Source organism: Arsenophonus symbiont of Ornithomya chloropus (assembly GCF_964026495.1).
In the GTDB taxonomy this organism is placed as follows: Bacteria; Pseudomonadota; Gammaproteobacteria; order Enterobacterales; family Enterobacteriaceae; genus Arsenophonus.
In genome coordinates this window covers 282,246-300,021 of sequence record NZ_OZ032148.1, presented here as the reverse complement: position 1 = coordinate 300,021, position 17,776 = coordinate 282,246, and the positions used below count along the sequence as shown (strand labels likewise).

14 protein-coding genes are annotated in these 17,776 nt (G+C 28.1%); all 14 read right to left on the bottom strand.

The genetic code is table 11. The features are described 5' to 3' along the window. Positions 1 to 67: 67 nt before the first annotated feature. The 14 genes from ftsZ to rsmH all read right to left on the bottom strand — a co-directional run bounded on the left by ftsZ (position 68) and on the right by rsmH (position 16,434). Entirely contained in the window at positions 68 to 1,249 is a 1,182-nt protein-coding gene (ftsZ, locus tag ABNS14_RS01135; protein ID WP_348666537.1) for a cell division protein FtsZ, read from the bottom strand. A 61-nt stretch (positions 1,250 to 1,310) separates the two neighbouring features. Further along, on the bottom strand, positions 1,311 to 2,570 hold the full coding sequence (gene ftsA / locus ABNS14_RS01130) for a cell division protein FtsA (RefSeq protein ID WP_348666536.1): 1,260 nt from the start codon (positions 2,568 to 2,570) through the stop codon (positions 1,311 to 1,313). Between the two features lie 77 nt (positions 2,571 to 2,647). Then, positions 2,648 to 3,418: a cell division protein FtsQ/DivIB gene (locus ABNS14_RS01125; protein WP_348666535.1), complete on the bottom strand. Its 771-nt coding sequence runs from the start codon at positions 3,416 to 3,418 to the stop codon at positions 2,648 to 2,650. Positions 3,419 to 3,421: 3 nt separating this feature from the next. Then, positions 3,422 to 4,339, bottom strand: coding sequence for a D-alanine--D-alanine ligase (locus ABNS14_RS01120; RefSeq protein WP_348666534.1), 918 nt, complete (start codon positions 4,337 to 4,339; stop codon positions 3,422 to 3,424). Between the two features lie 11 nt (positions 4,340 to 4,350). Beyond that, positions 4,351 to 5,820, bottom strand: a complete 1,470-nt coding sequence (murC, locus tag ABNS14_RS01115) for a UDP-N-acetylmuramate--L-alanine ligase (protein ID WP_348666533.1) — start codon at positions 5,818 to 5,820, stop codon at positions 4,351 to 4,353. A gap of 41 nt (positions 5,821 to 5,861) precedes the next feature. Next, positions 5,862 to 6,929 carry an undecaprenyldiphospho-muramoylpentapeptide beta-N-acetylglucosaminyltransferase gene (gene murG, locus ABNS14_RS01110; RefSeq protein WP_348666532.1) on the bottom strand — a complete coding sequence of 356 codons (1,068 nt, stop codon included), beginning with the start codon at positions 6,927 to 6,929 and terminating at the stop codon, positions 5,862 to 5,864. Beyond that, positions 6,926 to 8,116, bottom strand: a complete 1,191-nt coding sequence (gene ftsW / locus ABNS14_RS01105; RefSeq protein WP_348666531.1) for a cell division protein FtsW — start codon at positions 8,114 to 8,116, stop codon at positions 6,926 to 6,928. The genes murG and ftsW overlap by 4 nt, the downstream gene beginning before the upstream one ends. Further along, positions 8,103 to 9,422, bottom strand: a complete 1,320-nt coding sequence (gene murD / locus ABNS14_RS01100) for a UDP-N-acetylmuramoyl-L-alanine--D-glutamate ligase (protein WP_348666530.1) — start codon at positions 9,420 to 9,422, stop codon at positions 8,103 to 8,105. The genes ftsW and murD overlap by 14 nt, the downstream gene beginning before the upstream one ends. Before the next feature lie 2 nt (positions 9,423 to 9,424). Then, positions 9,425 to 10,507 (bottom strand): phospho-N-acetylmuramoyl-pentapeptide-transferase, encoded by a 1,083-nt coding sequence (mraY, locus tag ABNS14_RS01095; protein WP_348666529.1) that lies wholly within the window; start codon positions 10,505 to 10,507, stop codon positions 9,425 to 9,427. Further along, positions 10,501 to 11,883 (bottom strand): UDP-N-acetylmuramoyl-tripeptide--D-alanyl-D-alanine ligase, encoded by a 1,383-nt coding sequence (gene murF / locus ABNS14_RS01090; protein ID WP_348666528.1) that lies wholly within the window; start codon positions 11,881 to 11,883, stop codon positions 10,501 to 10,503. Before murF ends, mraY begins: the two co-directional genes overlap by 7 nt. A gap of 4 nt (positions 11,884 to 11,887) precedes the next feature. After that, a complete protein-coding gene (gene murE, locus ABNS14_RS01085) occupies positions 11,888 to 13,372 on the bottom strand; it encodes a UDP-N-acetylmuramoyl-L-alanyl-D-glutamate--2,6-diaminopimelate ligase (protein WP_348666527.1) in 1,485 nt (494 codons plus the stop codon). Beyond that, on the bottom strand, positions 13,359 to 15,134 hold the full coding sequence (ftsI, locus tag ABNS14_RS01080; RefSeq protein ID WP_348666526.1) for a peptidoglycan glycosyltransferase FtsI: 1,776 nt from the start codon (positions 15,132 to 15,134) through the stop codon (positions 13,359 to 13,361). The genes murE and ftsI overlap by 14 nt, the downstream gene beginning before the upstream one ends. A 20-nt stretch (positions 15,135 to 15,154) precedes the next feature. Beyond that, complete coding sequence (ftsL, locus tag ABNS14_RS01075) at positions 15,155 to 15,472, bottom strand: cell division protein FtsL (RefSeq protein WP_348666525.1); 318 nt, start codon at positions 15,470 to 15,472, stop codon at positions 15,155 to 15,157. Between the two features lie 5 nt (positions 15,473 to 15,477). After that, the gene (rsmH, locus tag ABNS14_RS01070) at positions 15,478 to 16,434 is read right to left on the bottom strand and encodes a 16S rRNA (cytosine(1402)-N(4))-methyltransferase RsmH (protein WP_348666524.1); all 957 of its coding nucleotides are present in this window, start codon (positions 16,432 to 16,434) and stop codon (positions 15,478 to 15,480) included. Between the last annotated feature and the right edge of the window lie 1,342 nt (positions 16,435 to 17,776).

Genomic DNA, 17,776 nt, shown 5'->3' with positions numbered 1-17,776 from the left:
TTTCCTGATCTTCACTTAGAAACAGCTAAATATTTTATTGTTAAAAAATCTAGTAACAAAATCTCAATTAATCAGCCTGTTTTCTTAAAAAAGCAGGAATATCAAGATAATCTGACTCTTTATTGGATGAAATATTATTTTTATTAACAACTTTAACTGTTGATTTTTCTCCTGTAAAAGATGATGTTCTCCCCCCTATGCCAGATGAGATGGTACTACCTGGTACTCTATAACTCTGTTCTAAAGACATTTTTTGAGTTACTTTATTGGTTACAATGTTAATATCTGTACTTTTATCCATGCCAATTCCTGTAGCTACAACAGTTACACGTAATTCATCATTCATATCAGGATCTAATGAAGTACCAATAACCACCATCGCATTATCTGATGCAAATGCACGAATGGTATTACCTACTGTTTCAAATTCATCAAGTCGTAAATCAAAACCTGCTGTAATATTAACCAATACACCACGAGCACCTGATAAATCCACATCTTCTAATAGCGGACTTGAAATTGCCATTTCAGCAGCTTCTTCAGCTCGATCTTCACCACGTGATACCCCAGATCCCATCATAGCATAACCCATTTCAGACATTACAGTCCGAACATCTGCAAAATCAACATTCATTAAACCAGGACGAGTAATAAGTTCAGCAATACCCTGTACTGCACCCTTCAATACATTATTTGCCGCTCCAAAAGCATCCAACAAAGAAATACCTCTTCCAAGTACTTTTAATAATTTATCATTTGGAATAGTAATTAATGAATCAACATGCTTAGAAAGCTCTGAAATTCCTATTTCAGCAAATACCATACGTTTTTTACCTTCAAAATTAAAAGGTTTTGTTACCACTGCAACTGTTAATATTCCGAGTTCTTTAGCAACTCCAGCTACTACAGGAGCTGCTCCAGTACCAGTTCCTCCCCCCATTCCAGCAGCTATAAAAACCATATCTGCTCCATCAAGTGCATTACGCAATGCTTCACGATCTTCTTCAGCAGCATTACGACCTACCTCAGGATTCGCTCCTGCTCCTAAACCTTTTGTAATAGCATTACCTATTTGAATAATTTGTTCTACTGTTGTTTTACGTAAAGCTTGAGCGTCTGTATTAACAGCAAAAAATTCAACACCTTCTATACATTCACGTACCATATGTTCAACGGCATTACCACCACCACCACCAACACCTATTACTTTAATCACTGCATCATTGGTTAATTCCATTGGTTCAAACATAATTGCTCCCCGTTTTTTACCTTTTATTAGAAGAATAGAAAAATTTTTTCTTTTTATAAAATTAAAATTCTTTTCTCAACCAACTAGTGATTTTATTAAACCAAATAGTTACTGATTTACGTTTGTCTATTTCCACTTCATTCCCTAAATGGGTTTCTTTACCATAGTGCAAAAGTCCAACAACTGTTGAATAATTAGGTTCTTGTGCATAATCTATCAGACCAGTTATATTTGATGGTTTACCAATACGTACTTGAGTACAAAATACCTTTTTAGCACATTCAACTAATCCATCAATTTGTGCCCCCCCTCCTGTTAAAACAACACCAGCTGATAAATGATGTTTAATACCATTTTGACGCAGTTGTTCTTGTACTTTCATAATTTCATTATTCACTAAATTAAGTAACTCCATATACCTTGGTTCAATAACTTTTGCTAGTGTTTGACGTTGTAAATTTTTTAAAGGACCACTACCTGTTACACTAAATAATTCAACATTTTCATCTTTATTAACAATAATAGCTAATGCACACCCATGACAAATTTTTAGTGTTTCAGCATCACTTGGAGATGTACTAAATGCATACGCAATATCATTCGTAACTATATTACCAGCATAAGGTATAACTTTTGTATAACGTAATGCACCTCCGGTATAAATTAGTATATCCATAGTGCCACTACCAATATCAACTAAACAAACACCTAATTCACGTTCATCTTCTGTTAAAACAGAATAACTTGAAGCTAAACCTGAAAAAATTAATTGATCTACTTTTAAGCCACAACGTTCAACTGCTTTTACAATATTTTTGGCCATATCATTATGACAAGTAATCAAATGTACTTTAGCTTGCATACGTACACCTGATAATCCTACTGGATTTTTAATACCTTCTTGATAATCAATGGAATATTCTTGTGGGATAACATGCAAAATTCTATGTTCATCATGCACTCTAACAGATTTAGCCGTATGAACAACACTATCTACATCATATAAAGTTACTTCATCATCAGAAATAGGTACCATTCCAATTTCATTTTGGCAACTTATATGTTTACCAGAAAATGACAGATAAACTGATGAAATATGACAATCAGCCATTAATTCCGCTTGTTTGATAGCTCGTTGTACACATTTAACAACAGATTCTAAATCATTTACATCTCCTTTATACATTCCTCGAGATGGACAATTACCAACACCAATAATATTTATTATCCCATCTGGTAAAATTTCACCAACCAATGTAGAAACCTTAGAAGTACCAATTTCAAGGCCAACTATTAATTTTCTGTCTGTTGTTTTAATCATCGTTAATCTACCTATTACTGATCAATTAGCGATATTAAATTATTTTAATTTATAGTTTAGTAGTAAGTAAATTTAGATTAAATAGGCAACCAACCTACCGCAGCATTACTAGCATACCGTAAATCTACATATCCAATACGTTTATTTTTTACTTTCTTTAATAATGGATAAAGTTTCATAAAACGATTTAATCTTTCTTTAATATCCTGTTTACCAATATTTAATTTAATATCATTTACTAAAACTAATTGCCATGCACGTCGTGTACTCATTGATAATGATTTAATGATAAAATTATTCTCTGATAATTGATTTTGCATAATATGATACATGTTTAATATTTCTTGCTGACTTCCTTCTGGACCATATAGCATCAAAAAATTTTTTTTGCTATTTATTAATTCTGGAATATTAAAAATAATTCCTTCTTTATTAATGAAAAAAGTATCATTCCATTTTGCATAAGGTTGATATTCCACTAAATGAATTGTTAATTCATTAGGCCATTTCTTACGTATCGTAACTTGCTTTATCCATGAAATTCTTTTAATTTGATTATGGATTATATTGATATCTGTATTCATAAATGTACCAGGAATTCCTAATTCTAAAATTACTTTTCTTATATAAGAATCACTTGTATAATTACGTTTACCAGTAATTGATAATTTAGAAATCGGTAATTGATGAAAATCTTTCATCCAATCTAATAATATACATCCGCTCAATATCATAATAGCTAATAATATTACAAAAACAATCAAACCAAACCAATAATAAGCACCGTATACATTATTAATTTTATATTTTTTAAACTCTTTATTGTAAATATTAAACGATACAAGCATATTTTATTTCACTAAATCTAAAAGCTTTTTAACTAATTCTGAAAACTTAAAACCAGCTTGTTTTGCAGCTAGAGGTACCAAACTATGATCAGTCATTCCAGGTGAAGTATTAATTTCTAATAAATAAAAACCATCATTAGCTTTTATAAGGTCTATACGTGCACAACCCATACAGCCAATAGCTTGATAAGCATTTAATGCCAATGCATTTAACCGTAATTCTTCTTGTGAAGTTAAACCACTAGGACAAAAATATTGCGTTTCATTAGAAAAATATTTTGCATTATAATCATAAAAATCTTCTTTTGATTGAATACGAATGATAGGAAGCACCAAATCACCTAGAATTGCAACAGTATATTCTTCTCCATACAAATATTTCTCAATCAAGACATTTTCGTCATAAAAAAAAGCTGCTTCCAACGCCATTCTCAATTCAGAAAAATCTTTTACTTTACTAATTCCAATACTAGAACCTTCAAAATTTGGTTTTACCATAATAGGGAAACCTAAATGATGAACAAATTGAAGAAGTACTTCATCAGATATTGTATCTAATTTTTTTTTATACAATGATACAGATGGTATTACCGGTAAACCTATACCACTCCATAACTGTTTAGTCCGCATTTTATCTATTGAAAGTGAAGAGGCTAAAATACCACTTCCAGTATAAGGTAATCTTAAATACTCTAATACTCCTTGTATTGTACCATCTTCACCACCTCTACCATGTAATGCAATAAAAACTTTTGTATAACCAGATTTTTTGAGTTGAATAAGAGAAAAATTTTTAATATCTACTGGATATGCATCTACTCCAGCATTTATTAATCCATTTACTACAGCTTTACCAGATTCTAGTGATACGATTCTTTCAGAAGAATTGCCACCTAAAAGTACTGCAACTTTATCATCCATAGTACTTCCCTCTATTTCTCAAAACTGTATCGCAAGTGTGTATTAGCTAAATGACGTGCTATTTTAGCAATATTTCCAGCTCCTTGTATAAGTATAAAATCATTATCTTCTATAATTGATACTAGTATTTTATAGATTTCTCTATGTTCAGAAATAAAAATTGGATTTAATTTACCTCGATTACGAATTGTTTGACATAATGATTTACTATCCTTACCAGGAATAGGCGCTTCACCTGCAGAATATACATCTAACATTAACAAAACATCTACCTGTTCTAAAATATCAACAAAATCATTATATAAATCACGTGTACGGGTATATCTATGTGGCTGAAAAACCATTACAACACGCTTATTATTCCAACCTTCTCTAATTGCTTTAATAGTGGCACGGACTTCTGTTGGATGATGTCCATAATCATCTACTAAAATAACACTACCATTTTTTCCATTAACATTCATCAAAGGAAAATTACCTAAAACATCAAAACGTCGATTAGTTCCTGAAAATTGTTTTAATCCACACAAAATATCATTATCATCAATACCTTCTTCTATTGCTACTGTAATAGCTGCAGTAGCATTTAGTGCATTATGACGACCAGGTAAATTTAATATAAATATCAAATCATTTTTATTTCTTCTAGATATTGTGAAACGACTTTGATTAGCAATTTGCTTATAAGAACTAATGCATACATCCGCATCATCACTAAAACCATAGGTTGTAATATAACAATTTATTTGTGGAATTAAAGAACGTACTACAGGATCATCAATACATAATACTGCACGACCATAAAATGGCAAATTATTCAAAAAATCAATAAACGTCTTCTTCAATTTTTCAAAATTTCCATCATAGGTTTCCATATGATCAGCTTCAATATTTGTTATAACAGCAACTAATGGTTGTAAATGCAAAAAAGATGCATCACTTTCATCAGCTTCCACAATTAAATAACGACTACTACCTAAACGTGCATATACCCCTGCTGTTTTTAATAAACCACCATTAATAAAAGTTGGATCTAACCCTGCTTGTACATAAATACTGGAAATCATACCTGTAGTCGTTGTTTTTCCATGAGTACCTGCAATAGCAATACCATAACGAAAACGCATTAACTCAGCTAACATTTCAGCACGTTGAATAACCGGAATACATGCTATACGCGCCGCAACAATTTCTGGATTATCTAAAGATATTGCAGCAGATACCACCACAACAGATGCATTTACGATATTTTCTGGACGATGATCAAAAAATATTTTTACGCCACATTGTATTAACTTTTGAGTCACTTCATTAGGTAATAAATCAGAACCACTAATTTTATAACCTTCATTAGCTAATACTGTGGCAATACCACCCATCCCAGAACCACCAATACCAACAAAATGAACATGCTTTACGCAACGCATTTCTGGAACTATTGCTCTTAATTTGATTAATTTTTGTATATTTACTGTAACCATTTTTATTTTTATCTTTAATGTTCTTCAATGAAGAAATAGTTTTATTTAACAATATCAATCAAAGTTGCTGCTATACGTTGAGTAGAATCTGTAATTGATATAGTACGAGCTTTTTTAGACATTTCTAATAAATCTACACGATTCCATTTATTGAATAATTTTAAGAGTACATCTGTTGAGAAATATGGTTGTTCAATAATTTTTGCTGCTTTTATTTTTTCCAGTGTGGCAGCATTCCAATATTGTTGTCGATCTTTATGCTGAAATGGGACAAAAATAGCAGCTAAACCAATAACAGAAATTTCACTTACTGTCAAAGCACCAGAACGACAAATAACAATATCAGCCCAAGCATAAGCTTCAGCCATATCGTCAATAAATTCTGTAACTTTATAGATAATAGTTGTATCACATATTTTTTTGTATAAAGATTTTGTAATTTCTTCATTATTTTTTCCAGTTTGATGAAAAATTATGATTTTTTTATTTAATTTCACTGCTAATTGTGGTATTATTTGATTAAAAATATTTGCTCCTTGACTACCCCCAATTACTAATACTTGAATAACATTATTACGATTAATAAAACGTTTTTCAGGATCAGGTAGTCTTAATATATCTTCACGAATTGGATTACCTACTACCATTGCATTAGAAAATGCACCAGGAAATGCTTGTAAAATACATTTTGCAATTTTTGCTAAAAACCGATTAGTTAATCCAGCTACAGCATTTTGTTCATGTAATACAATAGGGATATTAGATAACCAAGCAGCGACAACTCCTGGAAAGGAAATATATCCTCCCATCCCTAATACAATGTCAGGTTGATAATTTTTGATTATAAATTTTGCTTTTTTTATTGCTTGAATAATCTCAAAAAATGCTAAAAAAAATGCAAAAAAACCCTTACCACGTAAACTTGAAATTTTTATAAATTTAATATTAATTCCGTGCTTAGGAACTAAATCTGCTTCCATTCTATTAGCAGTACCTAACCAACAAACATCCCAACCATATATTTTTAAATATTTAGCTACAGTTAATCCTGGAAAAATATGCCCTCCAGTACCACCTGCCATTATCATAAGACGTTTTGATTTTTTCATTTATCTCTCCTGATAAAAGCTTGTATTTTTTGAATACGTGTTTCAAAATCAATACGTAATAAAATAGCAACAGTGATTATCATAATTGATAAACTGGAACCACCATAACTAATTAATGGCAATGTCAATCCTTTAGTAGGTACTATCCCTATAGTAGCTCCGATATTTAAAAATACTTGGCAAGTAAACCATATACTAATACAACATGCTAAATAACCTGAAAAACATTGATCTATATCTAAAGCTAATTTTCCAATTATCATTCCACGAAAAACTACAAAAAATAGCATTAATAAAACTACAACTGCACCAATATAACCTAATTCTTCAGCTAAAACAGAAAAAATAAAATCAGTATGTGCTTCAGGTAAATATTCTAATTTTTGAATAGAATTACCTAAACCCTCCCCACATAATTTACCACGTCCAAATGCCATTAAAGATTGTGTTAATTGATATCCAGTATCAAAAGGATCTGCCCATGGATTTAGAAAAGAAGTAATTCTACGAAATCGATAAGGTTCAAAATAAACTAAAACAAAAATAGTTAACATACAAATAGTAATACTTATAAGAAAAGACATTAATTTAGCACCAGCTATAAAAAGCAATGCTAATGTTGTAACAACTAATATAATTACTGTACCTAAGTCAGGTTCTAACAATAATAAAATTGACATTAATATTAAAATAAAAATCGGTTTTATAAATCCTAAAAACTTATTTTTTACCTCATCAATTTTTCTTACTAAATAACTAGATATATAACAAAATAATGCTAATTTAGAAAATTCAGCAGGTTGTATATTGATAATACCAAAATTAATCCACCGTGAAGCTCCATTAAATGAACGTCCAAAAATTATTACTAGTAACAAAAAAAATATTGAAATTATCAAAAATAAAAAATTGTATTTCTCCCACCATATCATGGAAACATTTAATACTAAAAAAGCCAACACAAATGATAAGATCAGATAAATAATATCGCGTTTAGCAAAGAAAAAAGCATCTTGCATTAAACGTTCTCCAATGGAGACAGAAGCTGAGGTCACCATAATAAAACCAATAATACTTAAAATTAATGTCAACCAAACTAAAATACGATCGTAAAGAAATATATCAATAACATTCTTATGAGATGAACTAATAAGAATTTTTAGTTTTTTAAAATTAAAAATTAACATTTATATATTTTTTTACTAATTTAGTAAACTTTTCACCTCGTTTTTCAAAATTATGAAATTGATCAAAACTTGCACAAGCCGGTGATAACAAAACAACATCACCAGATTTAACTTTTTTTATAATAGCTTGTAAACATTGCTCTATTGTATCTACAAGCAAACTATCTGATCTTAATTTAGCTAATCGATATCCATCAGAACCAAAACAACATAATTGAATATTTTTATCTGAAACATAGGATTGTAATTTTGAAAAATCTGCAGATTTTCCTTGTCCACCTAATAACAAATATAATTTACCTGATACTTTTAAGCTTTTCAAAGCTGCTGTTGTACTGTTTACATTAGTTGCTTTAGAATCATTAATATATTTAATACCTTGATGCTCATATATTAATTGCAGTCGATGTGGCAACCCTTCATATTCAGTTAATGCTATTAAACTTGATTTACGAGGGATTCCTATTGCATCAGATAAAGCTAATGCAGCTAAAATATTTAAATAATTATGTTGTCCAATCAAACGTATTTTTTTTGTTTCTATTATAGATACACCTTTTATCTCCAATGTTTTACTAAAAGTGTTTAGTGTATAAGTACCAGTATTAACACCAAAACTCAAAGAAGATATATGACAAAAAGGTGAAGGCCAAGTTTTTTGATCTTGCTTATTAATAACACACAGTTTAGCATTATTATAAATTTTTAACTTAGTTGTACAATATTGTGTGAATCCTCCTGGATAACGATCCATATGATTTTCAGTTATATTTAAGATAGTTGCTACCATTGATTTTAAACTGAAAGTTGTTTCAAGCTGAAAACTAGAAAGTTCTAATACATATAAATCATATTCTTTATCTAATAATGTTAAAACAGGAATACCAATATTACCACCGAGACCTACTCTATAATTAGCAACTTTTGCCATCTCAGCAACTAATGTTGCAACAGTACTTTTTCCATTAGAACCAGTTATACAAATTATCGGCTTATTGATTTCTCGACAAAATATTTCAATATCACTAATAATTTCAATATTTTTAGCAACTGCCATTTGTAATTCTGGTGTATAAAGAGATATACCAGGGCTAACAACAATTAAATCAGCGCTCATCAACCATTTTTTATTAAAACTACCACTATGTAACATTATTTTTTTAGATAAATTATCTTTATATGGTGGGATTATTCTTGTATCAATTACACGTGGTATAACTTTTCGAGAAAGAAAAAAATTAACACAAGAGAAACCTGTTTTACCTAAACCTACAATAACAATTTTCATACCATAATAATTCACCATAATTAACGCACCTTTAAGGTTACTAATCCAATTAATACTAATATTAATGATATAATCCAAAAACGTACAATAACTCTAGGTTCAGGCCATCCCTTTAGTTCATAATGATGATGAATAGGTGCCATACGAAAAATACGTTGACCACACATTTTAAATGAAACCACTTGTAAAATTACTGATAAAGTTTCAATAACAAATATACCACCCATAATCAGTAATAAAAATTCTTGTCTAATTAAAACTGCAATAGTTCCTAAGGCCCCACCTAATGCTAATGATCCAACATCACCCATGAACACTTGTGCAGGATAAGTATTAAACCATAAAAATCCTAAACCAGCTCCTACAATAGCAGCACAAACAACAACCAATTCAGCAGCATAATTAATATAAGGAATGTTCAAATAATTGGCAAAATTAAAATTACCTGTTGCCCAAGCTACTAAAGCAAAACCAAAAGAAATAAACACTGTTGGCATAATAGCTAATCCATCTAATCCATCAGTCAAATTAACTGCATTACTTGTTCCTACAATTACAAAGTATGTTAAAAAAATATAAAATAAACCAAGTTGAGGCATCAAATCTTTTAAAAATGGTACAACAAATACAGTTACCGAAGTATCATTACCGGTAATATATAAGATAAATGCTATACTCAAAGATAATATTGATTGCCAAAAATATTTCCAACGTGCAATTAAACCTTTTGAATCTTGAGAAATAATTTTTTTATAATCATCTATAAACCCAATAATACCATATCCTAATAAAACAAATAATACATACCACACATAAGGATTAGTTAATTTTGCCCATAAAAGTATAGAAATTAAAATAGAAAACAAAATTAATATCCCTCCCATTGTAGGAGTACCATGTTTCCTAAAATGTGATTGCGGTCCTTCATTACGAACAATTTGACTTATTTGTAATTTTTGCAAATAAGCAATTAAATGATCTCCAATCCATAGTGAAATACCCAATGCAGTTAACAAACTAGTAATAGCTCGAAATGTTAAATAAGAAAAAAGATGGAATCCCGAAAAATATTGAACTAAATATTGAGCTAACCAAACTAACATAAAAAGTACTCCTTTAGAGAATTTATAATTTCTTCCATCCTCATATTACGTGAACCTTTAACTAAAACAGACACGATATCATGTTCTTTTATTAACGGAATTAATCTTTGTATTAATTTTTCTTTAGAATTAAAATGCTCTCCAAAACAACTTTTTTTACTAATAAATATACTTTTATATCCAACACTTAAAATTATGTTGATTTTCATATTACAAATAGCTATACCAACTTTTTCATGATAAATCTCACTTTTATCTCCCAATTCATCCATATCACCAATCACTAAAATACGATACTCTGGCATTTGAGATAAAACATCAGCAGCAGAAATCATAGAACCCACATTTGCATTATAAGTATCGTCTAAAATTACTTTTCCTGGTTTTAAAAAAATAGGATATAATCGACCAAATATAGACTTAACAGAAGATAATCCAAACTTAATATTATCAAGTGTTGCACCAACAGACATTGCTAATGCACTAGCTGCTAACGCATTAGAAATATTATGTTTACCTGGTAATGGTAAATTTACCAAAACAAAACCTTTTGATGTATGCAATTCAAACGTTGTATTAATAGAACTTATAGAAATATTTTCCGCATAAAAATCAGCTTCTTTTTTTTTAATTAAAGAAAAAAACAAAACAGTTTGTTGTTCATTGAAACAATATTGCCAATTTTTCCAATCATGGCTAACTAAATTAATAATAGCTGTTCCGTTTTTTTTTAATCCTGAAAAAATTTCTCCTTTAGCTTTAGCAATATTTTCTAATGAACCAAAACCTTCTATATGTGAACAAAACAAATTATTAATTAATACACTATCTGGTTTAACAATATTAGTAATATATTCAATTTCACCAATATGATTAGCACCTATTTCAATGACTACATACTTATATTCTCTAGTCAACTGAAATAATGTCAAAGCTACACCCACAAAATTATTGTAATTACTAAAAGTAAAAAGTGTTTTCCCACATTGAGATAAAATATTTGCTACCATCTCCTTTACTGAAGTTTTACCAGAAGATCCTGTTATGGCAATTACTTTTGCCATACTTTTTGATCGAATCCAAGCTGCTAATTTTCCCATTGCTAGATATGTATCTTTAACAATTACTTGTGGACAAAAAACATTTAATGGACGATCAACTAATAACCCAACTGCACCTTTTCTTTTAACATTGTTTGCAAAATCATGACCATCATAACGTATACCTTTCAATGCAATAAATAAAGAATTTAAAGAACAAGTACGACTATCAATTGTAACTGAATTAAACAAAAATTTATCTGCTTCATTATCATGAATATGATATAAAATACCTTCTGTAAGAATAGCTACCGTTTTTAATGAAATTGAGATCATTGCATTAAATTACTCCTAATAATCGTGATACAGTCAACCGATCAGAATAGTGTATACGACGGTTACCAATAATTTGGTAATCTTCATGACCTTTACCTGCAATTAATATTACATCATTAATATTCGCCTCCATAATTACACTAGCAATAGCTTTTACTCTCCCTACAATTTTTTTGACTCTTTTAGTATCATTAAAACCAAGAAAAATATCATTTATAATTGCTTGTGATTTTTCAGTACGTGGATTATCATCTGTTAATATTACAAAATCAGCATATTTTTCAGCTATACTTCCCATTAATGCACGTTTAGTTTTATCACGATCACCACCACACCCAAATACACACCACAACATGCCAATACAATGTAAACGAGCTCCAATTAATGCTTTTTTTAATGCATCAGGTGTATGAGCATAATCTACGATAACAATAGGATATTTTGGAGATCTAAAAACTTCCATACGACCATAAATAGGTTGCAAAAAATTTAAAGATTCAATAATCATATTTAATGGATACCCCAACATCAAAAATGTTGCTATAGCTAACATAATATTATTAACATTAAAAATACCAATCAATGGACTTTTAAATATGTTTTTTCCCCAACTGGAATCAAAACAGATAATACTCCCATCATCATGATAATAAACTTTTTCTACTGATACCCAAACCCCACTCCAATCTTTAGGTATTTTATTTTTTATTGAAACTGCGCATGCTTTAGGGAGTTTTTTTAACCACTTCAAACCAATCTCATCATCTACATTAATAATTTTTTTATCAGATTGATGAGTAGAAAATAATAACCATTTCGCGGCCTCATAATTTTTTATATTACCATGGTAATCAAGATGATCATGACTTAAATTACTAAACAATGTAGCTTTAAAAGGGATAGAGGCAACACGACTTTGTATTAAACCATGAGATGATACTTCCATTGAAACAAAAGTAGCTTTTTTATCAACTAATAATTGCAAATCAGACTGTATATCAATTGCTGAACCTGTCGTATGATTTTTTGGTACAATTTGATTTAATATTCCATTCCCAATCGTACCCATAACTGCACTAATTTCACCTAATCCTTTAGCTAATTGTGCTATTAAGTAACTAATAGTTGTTTTACCATTTGTACCAGTTATACCAATTATTCGAAGTTTTTTAGCTGGATTATTATAAAATTTTCCAGCTAAAAATGATAAATGATTATTCAAATCATGAATATAAATTATTGGAACATCATTTATATATTGAATAATTTTAGATTTTTTATTTTTTTCTCCTTCAGCAATAACTGTAGATACACCTTTTTCTATTGCCTCAGAAATATATTTTCTTCCATCTGTTTTATGTCCCTTAACAGCTAAAAATAAATATCCAGTTTTTACTTTACGACTATCAAGAGTTATTCCTTTTAATATCTTATTTGGTACTTTAAAACCAAGCGGAGACAATAAATCTTGTAAATTACGATTTATCAATTTCATCTTCTTTTTGATTGTAAATTATTAATTCATTATTTTTATTTAATGCATCAGGCTCTACATTCATTAAACGCAAAACACTATTCATAATACTTCCAAAAACTGGTGCTGAAACTGCACCACCATAATATTTTCCAGCAGTAGGTGCATTAACAATAACAACAAGTGCATATCGGGGATTACTAGCAGGTGCAACTCCAGCAGCATAAGCAATATATTTATTTACATAGTGACCGTGATTACCAACTTTTTTTGTAGTACCTGTTTTTATAGCTATTCGATAACCTTTAACTGCAGCTCGAACCCCCCCTCCACCAGGTAATGAAACAGTTTCCATCATCCGTACTATTGTTCGCATCATTTCTTCAGGAAAAATACGGATACCTTTTGATACCATCGATGAATCAACTTTAATGATTGATAAAGGACGATAAATACCAAAACTACCAATAGTTGCATAAACACGAGCTAACTGTAATGGTGTCACCATTAATCCATACCCAAAAGAAAAGGTAGCTCTTTCAAGTTCAGACCATCGAATTTTTTTATCAGGAAAGATACCACTATTTTCTCCAATCAATCCTAAATTAGTTGGTTTACCTAATCCAAAACGAGAATAAACATTTATTAATTCTTTTATAGGCATTGATAATGCTAATTTTGAAACACCTACATTACTTGACTTTTGTAAAATACCAGCAATTGATAATCTGTCATAATTTACAACATCTTTAATTATATGACCGTTAATCATGTAATTTTTAGTATTTAATATAGTATTTTCTTTAATAATTCCCTTATTTAAGGCACACAAAATAACCATCGGTTTAACTGTAGAACCAGGTTCAAATAAATCAGTGATTGCACGATTTCTCATAACTTCAATTGGAGTATCAATAAGATTATTAGGATTATAAGATGGGCTATTCGCCATGGCTAGTATTTCACCAGTATTGATATCAATTAAAATACCAGTTGCAGACTCTGCTTGATTTTTTTGTAAACTACGTGTTAATTCACGATACATTAAAGATTGTATACGTATATCAATACTTAATATTAAATCATGTGCTACTTTACTATTAATAAATGAAATATTTTCTATTACTCGTCCATCACGATCTTTACGTATTCTTCTTTCTCCTGGTAATCCAGTTAATAAATCATTAAAGCTTTTTTCAATGCCTTCAATTCCTTGACCATCAATATTAGTGATACCAATTAAATGAGCTATTACTGAACCGAATGGATAATAACGACGAGATTCTTTGCGTAAATAAATACCTACTATTTTTAATTTTTCAATATATTCAGCTACAGACGGATTTACTTGACGAGCTAAATAAACAAAACGATTTTTAGAATTAAAGCGAATTTTATAATGAATATATGCAAGTGACAGTTTCAGTTCCTTTGCTAACGCTTTCCAACGTGTATCATTGGTCAGACCACCATTTTCAAAAATTATTTTTGGATCAACCCAAATAGCATATACTGGAACACTGACTGCTAATTTACGACCCTGACGATCATTAATCATACTACGTACAGCATTTACCTTTTGGATTCTAAGAGAACGCATATCACTTTCTTTTACTAATTCTGCTGGATTAATAATTTGTAAATAAGTAATACGTATAATTAATCCAATTAATACAAACCCTATACAGATATACAGTAAAAAAAATCGCCATTTAACATATTTAACAACTTTTTTTTTGTATGATCTTTTATAACTCAATGAATGTAATGGTTTCATATTATAGCATTCAATGAAAATTATTTTTCAATTACAATATTTTCTTGTATTGGATCTACATGTATCATTTGTAATTTTTCTTTAGAAATGCGTTCAATACGACTATGATTTCCTAGTACATTTTCTTCTAAAATTAAATTACGCCATTCTATATCTAAAGATTCTTTTTCTTTTATGATAATATTTTTATACATTGTTAATAACCGCGTTTTATGACTAACAGTAATTACCAAAATTGCTGATATCATAATAATTATTAACAAAATTAATTGAATACTTCCATACTGGAAAATATCATCGCTAATAATTTTAATCAAATTATCTGTTTTTAATACCATTAAATTTATTCCAAAATTTCAGCATACCGTAAAATAGAACTTCTTGCTCTTGGATTTTTGAGAACTTCTTCTTGAGTCGGTTTTATTTTGCCTAATATTTTTAAAATTGGATTAGCACTTATCATTTTTAATTCTATATCAGTTAATGGTAATTTTGAAGGAAATTGTGACCCCATACTATGTTTTTTCATAAAACGTTTTACTAATCTATCTTCTAATGAATTAAAACTAATAATGGATAATCGTCCTTTAGGTGCTAATATATTTAAAGCATTTTCCAATACTATTTTTATTTCCTCTAATTCATTATTAATATAAATACGAATAGCTTGAAATGTTCTAGTTGCTGGATGTTTGTAATTTTTTTTAAATGGAATAATTTTTACTATTAATTCTGATAATTGTTTTGTATGACTTAACACTGTTTTTTTTGAATAGTGATTACGAAAAAAAATCGCTTTAGCAATTTTTTTTGAAAATCGTTCTTCACCATATGTTTTTAATACCCAGGCAATATCTGATTCTGAAGCTTGCATTAACCATGAAGCTGCAGACTGACCTTTTTCAGGATTCATGCGCATATCTAATGGGCCATTATGCAAAAAAGAAAATCCTCTTTTTGCATCATCTAATTGATGTGATGAAATACCTAAATCTAAAAGCAATCCATCAATCTTACCTATTAATCCTTCTTTTTTGATTAATGATTCTAATTGAGAGAAATTAGCATGCTTAATAGAAAATCTAAAATCAGTAATCATATTTTTAGCAACCATAACTGCTTTAGGATCACGATCTATTGCTAATAAACGTCCTTTCTTTCCTAATCTAGAAAGAATTAATTTTGAATGTCCTCCTCGACCAAAAGTAGCATCTACATAAATTCCATTTTTTTTTAACTGTAATACATTAACTGCCTCTTCTAGAAGAACAGTAATATGTAAAAATTCATAATTTATCATAAGTTGTATCGAAAAACTAACAGTATACAATTTTTTTAAAAAACTGTTGAAACATATGAATATGATCTTTTTATAATTCAAAATTTAATAAATTGATATTTGTACATATAAAAATATTTTAAAAAATTTATTTTTTAAATTTCATCTTAAGCATTTAAAAAAATATTTTTTCTATATTTATATTCACATATCTATAAATTAATATTAATAATATTATTAAAAAATTATATTTTTTTATATTCTTATATTTACGAAATAAGAAAAAACTTTATAAAAATATAGACAAAAATTATGAATTTCAAAAAATAAACTTAATCACAAAATGTATTGACCTTTTAAATAATATGAATATTTATTGAAGATAAAATATCTCAACTATGCAATCATTTAAAATGATAAATAAAATCAAATTTTTTAAATTACTTAATGATTTTTTTCAAAAAATACTTTGTTAAGCATATACTATAAGTATATACTAACAAAAAGATCAATAAACCTTCTAATAAAATTATTTTAGCATTAAAAAAATTTTTATTTAATTCATTAATTTAATATTAATATCTTCTTAATATAATATCTTCTTATATAAAATTTTTTCTTAAAAAGTGTTTATTTTTTCAAAAAATAATCAAAAATCACATGACATATTTATATATATCATATAGAACAAAAACTATTCTTATAAATTGCAATAAATATTCAAAACATACAAAAATTAAACGATACATTCAAAATGAAAGAATAAACAAATATTTATTAAATTTTTCTTTAAAATTAAAATAAAATTTTATAAAAATAAAAAATTTTTTTATAATACTCTAAAAAAAACTATGAAAAATTTTATACAAAATAATAATATATAAAAAATAAAATACAAAAAATAAAAAAATTCAATATTTTTATATTACATATTAACTTCTTTATGATAAGAATATCATAATTTTATTAAATATTAATTTTAAAAATTTAACACATTATTTTTTATACAGATATTATTTTAATAATATTTTAATAATGTTAACAAAAAAAAAGATTTAAAAATCATTTTTACAAAAAAATATAATTTTTCTTTATGATATACATAAAAATTATAAATAACAAATTAATATTTCAAAAACATATTCCTTTAATTTAAGTATCAATTTTTATTTTTTATGATGATGAAATTTAAAAATAAAATATAGTAAAATTAACTAATATTTTAGCAATTAAACTAATATTTTAGCAATTAAAATATAATTTATCTTACATATTACGCAAATACATATTACATAAATATTATTAACAAAAAACAAACATACAAAAACAAAAATATTTTTTCAAAAAATATTAATACCTATAA

Excerpts from the sequence above, each read along its gene's own strand:
- ABNS14_RS01120 (WP_348666534.1), bottom strand. The coding sequence starts at position 4,339 with ATGGATGATAAAGTTGCAGTACTTTTAGGTGGCAATTCTTCTGAAAGA.
- ABNS14_RS01125 (WP_348666535.1), bottom strand. The coding sequence starts at position 3,418 with ATGCTTGTATCGTTTAATATTTACAATAAAGAGTTTAAAAAATATAAA.
- murC (WP_348666533.1), bottom strand. The coding sequence starts at position 5,820 with ATGGTTACAGTAAATATACAAAAATTAATCAAATTAAGAGCAATAGTT.
- ftsA (WP_348666536.1), bottom strand. The coding sequence starts at position 2,570 with ATGATTAAAACAACAGACAGAAAATTAATAGTTGGCCTTGAAATTGGT.
- ftsZ (WP_348666537.1), bottom strand. The coding sequence starts at position 1,249 with ATGTTTGAACCAATGGAATTAACCAATGATGCAGTGATTAAAGTAATA.
- ftsI (WP_348666526.1), bottom strand. The coding sequence starts at position 15,134 with ATGAAACCATTACATTCATTGAGTTATAAAAGATCATACAAAAAAAAA.
- mraY (WP_348666529.1), bottom strand. The coding sequence starts at position 10,507 with ATGTTAGTTTGGTTAGCTCAATATTTAGTTCAATATTTTTCGGGATTC.
- murG (WP_348666532.1), bottom strand. The coding sequence starts at position 6,929 with ATGAAAAAATCAAAACGTCTTATGATAATGGCAGGTGGTACTGGAGGG.
- ftsL (WP_348666525.1), bottom strand. The coding sequence starts at position 15,472 with ATGGTATTAAAAACAGATAATTTGATTAAAATTATTAGCGATGATATT.
- ftsW (WP_348666531.1), bottom strand. The coding sequence starts at position 8,116 with ATGTTAATTTTTAATTTTAAAAAACTAAAAATTCTTATTAGTTCATCT.
- murD (WP_348666530.1), bottom strand. The coding sequence starts at position 9,422 with ATGGTGAATTATTATGGTATGAAAATTGTTATTGTAGGTTTAGGTAAA.
- rsmH (WP_348666524.1), bottom strand. The coding sequence starts at position 16,434 with ATGATAAATTATGAATTTTTACATATTACTGTTCTTCTAGAAGAGGCA.
- murF (WP_348666528.1), bottom strand. The coding sequence starts at position 11,883 with ATGATCTCAATTTCATTAAAAACGGTAGCTATTCTTACAGAAGGTATT.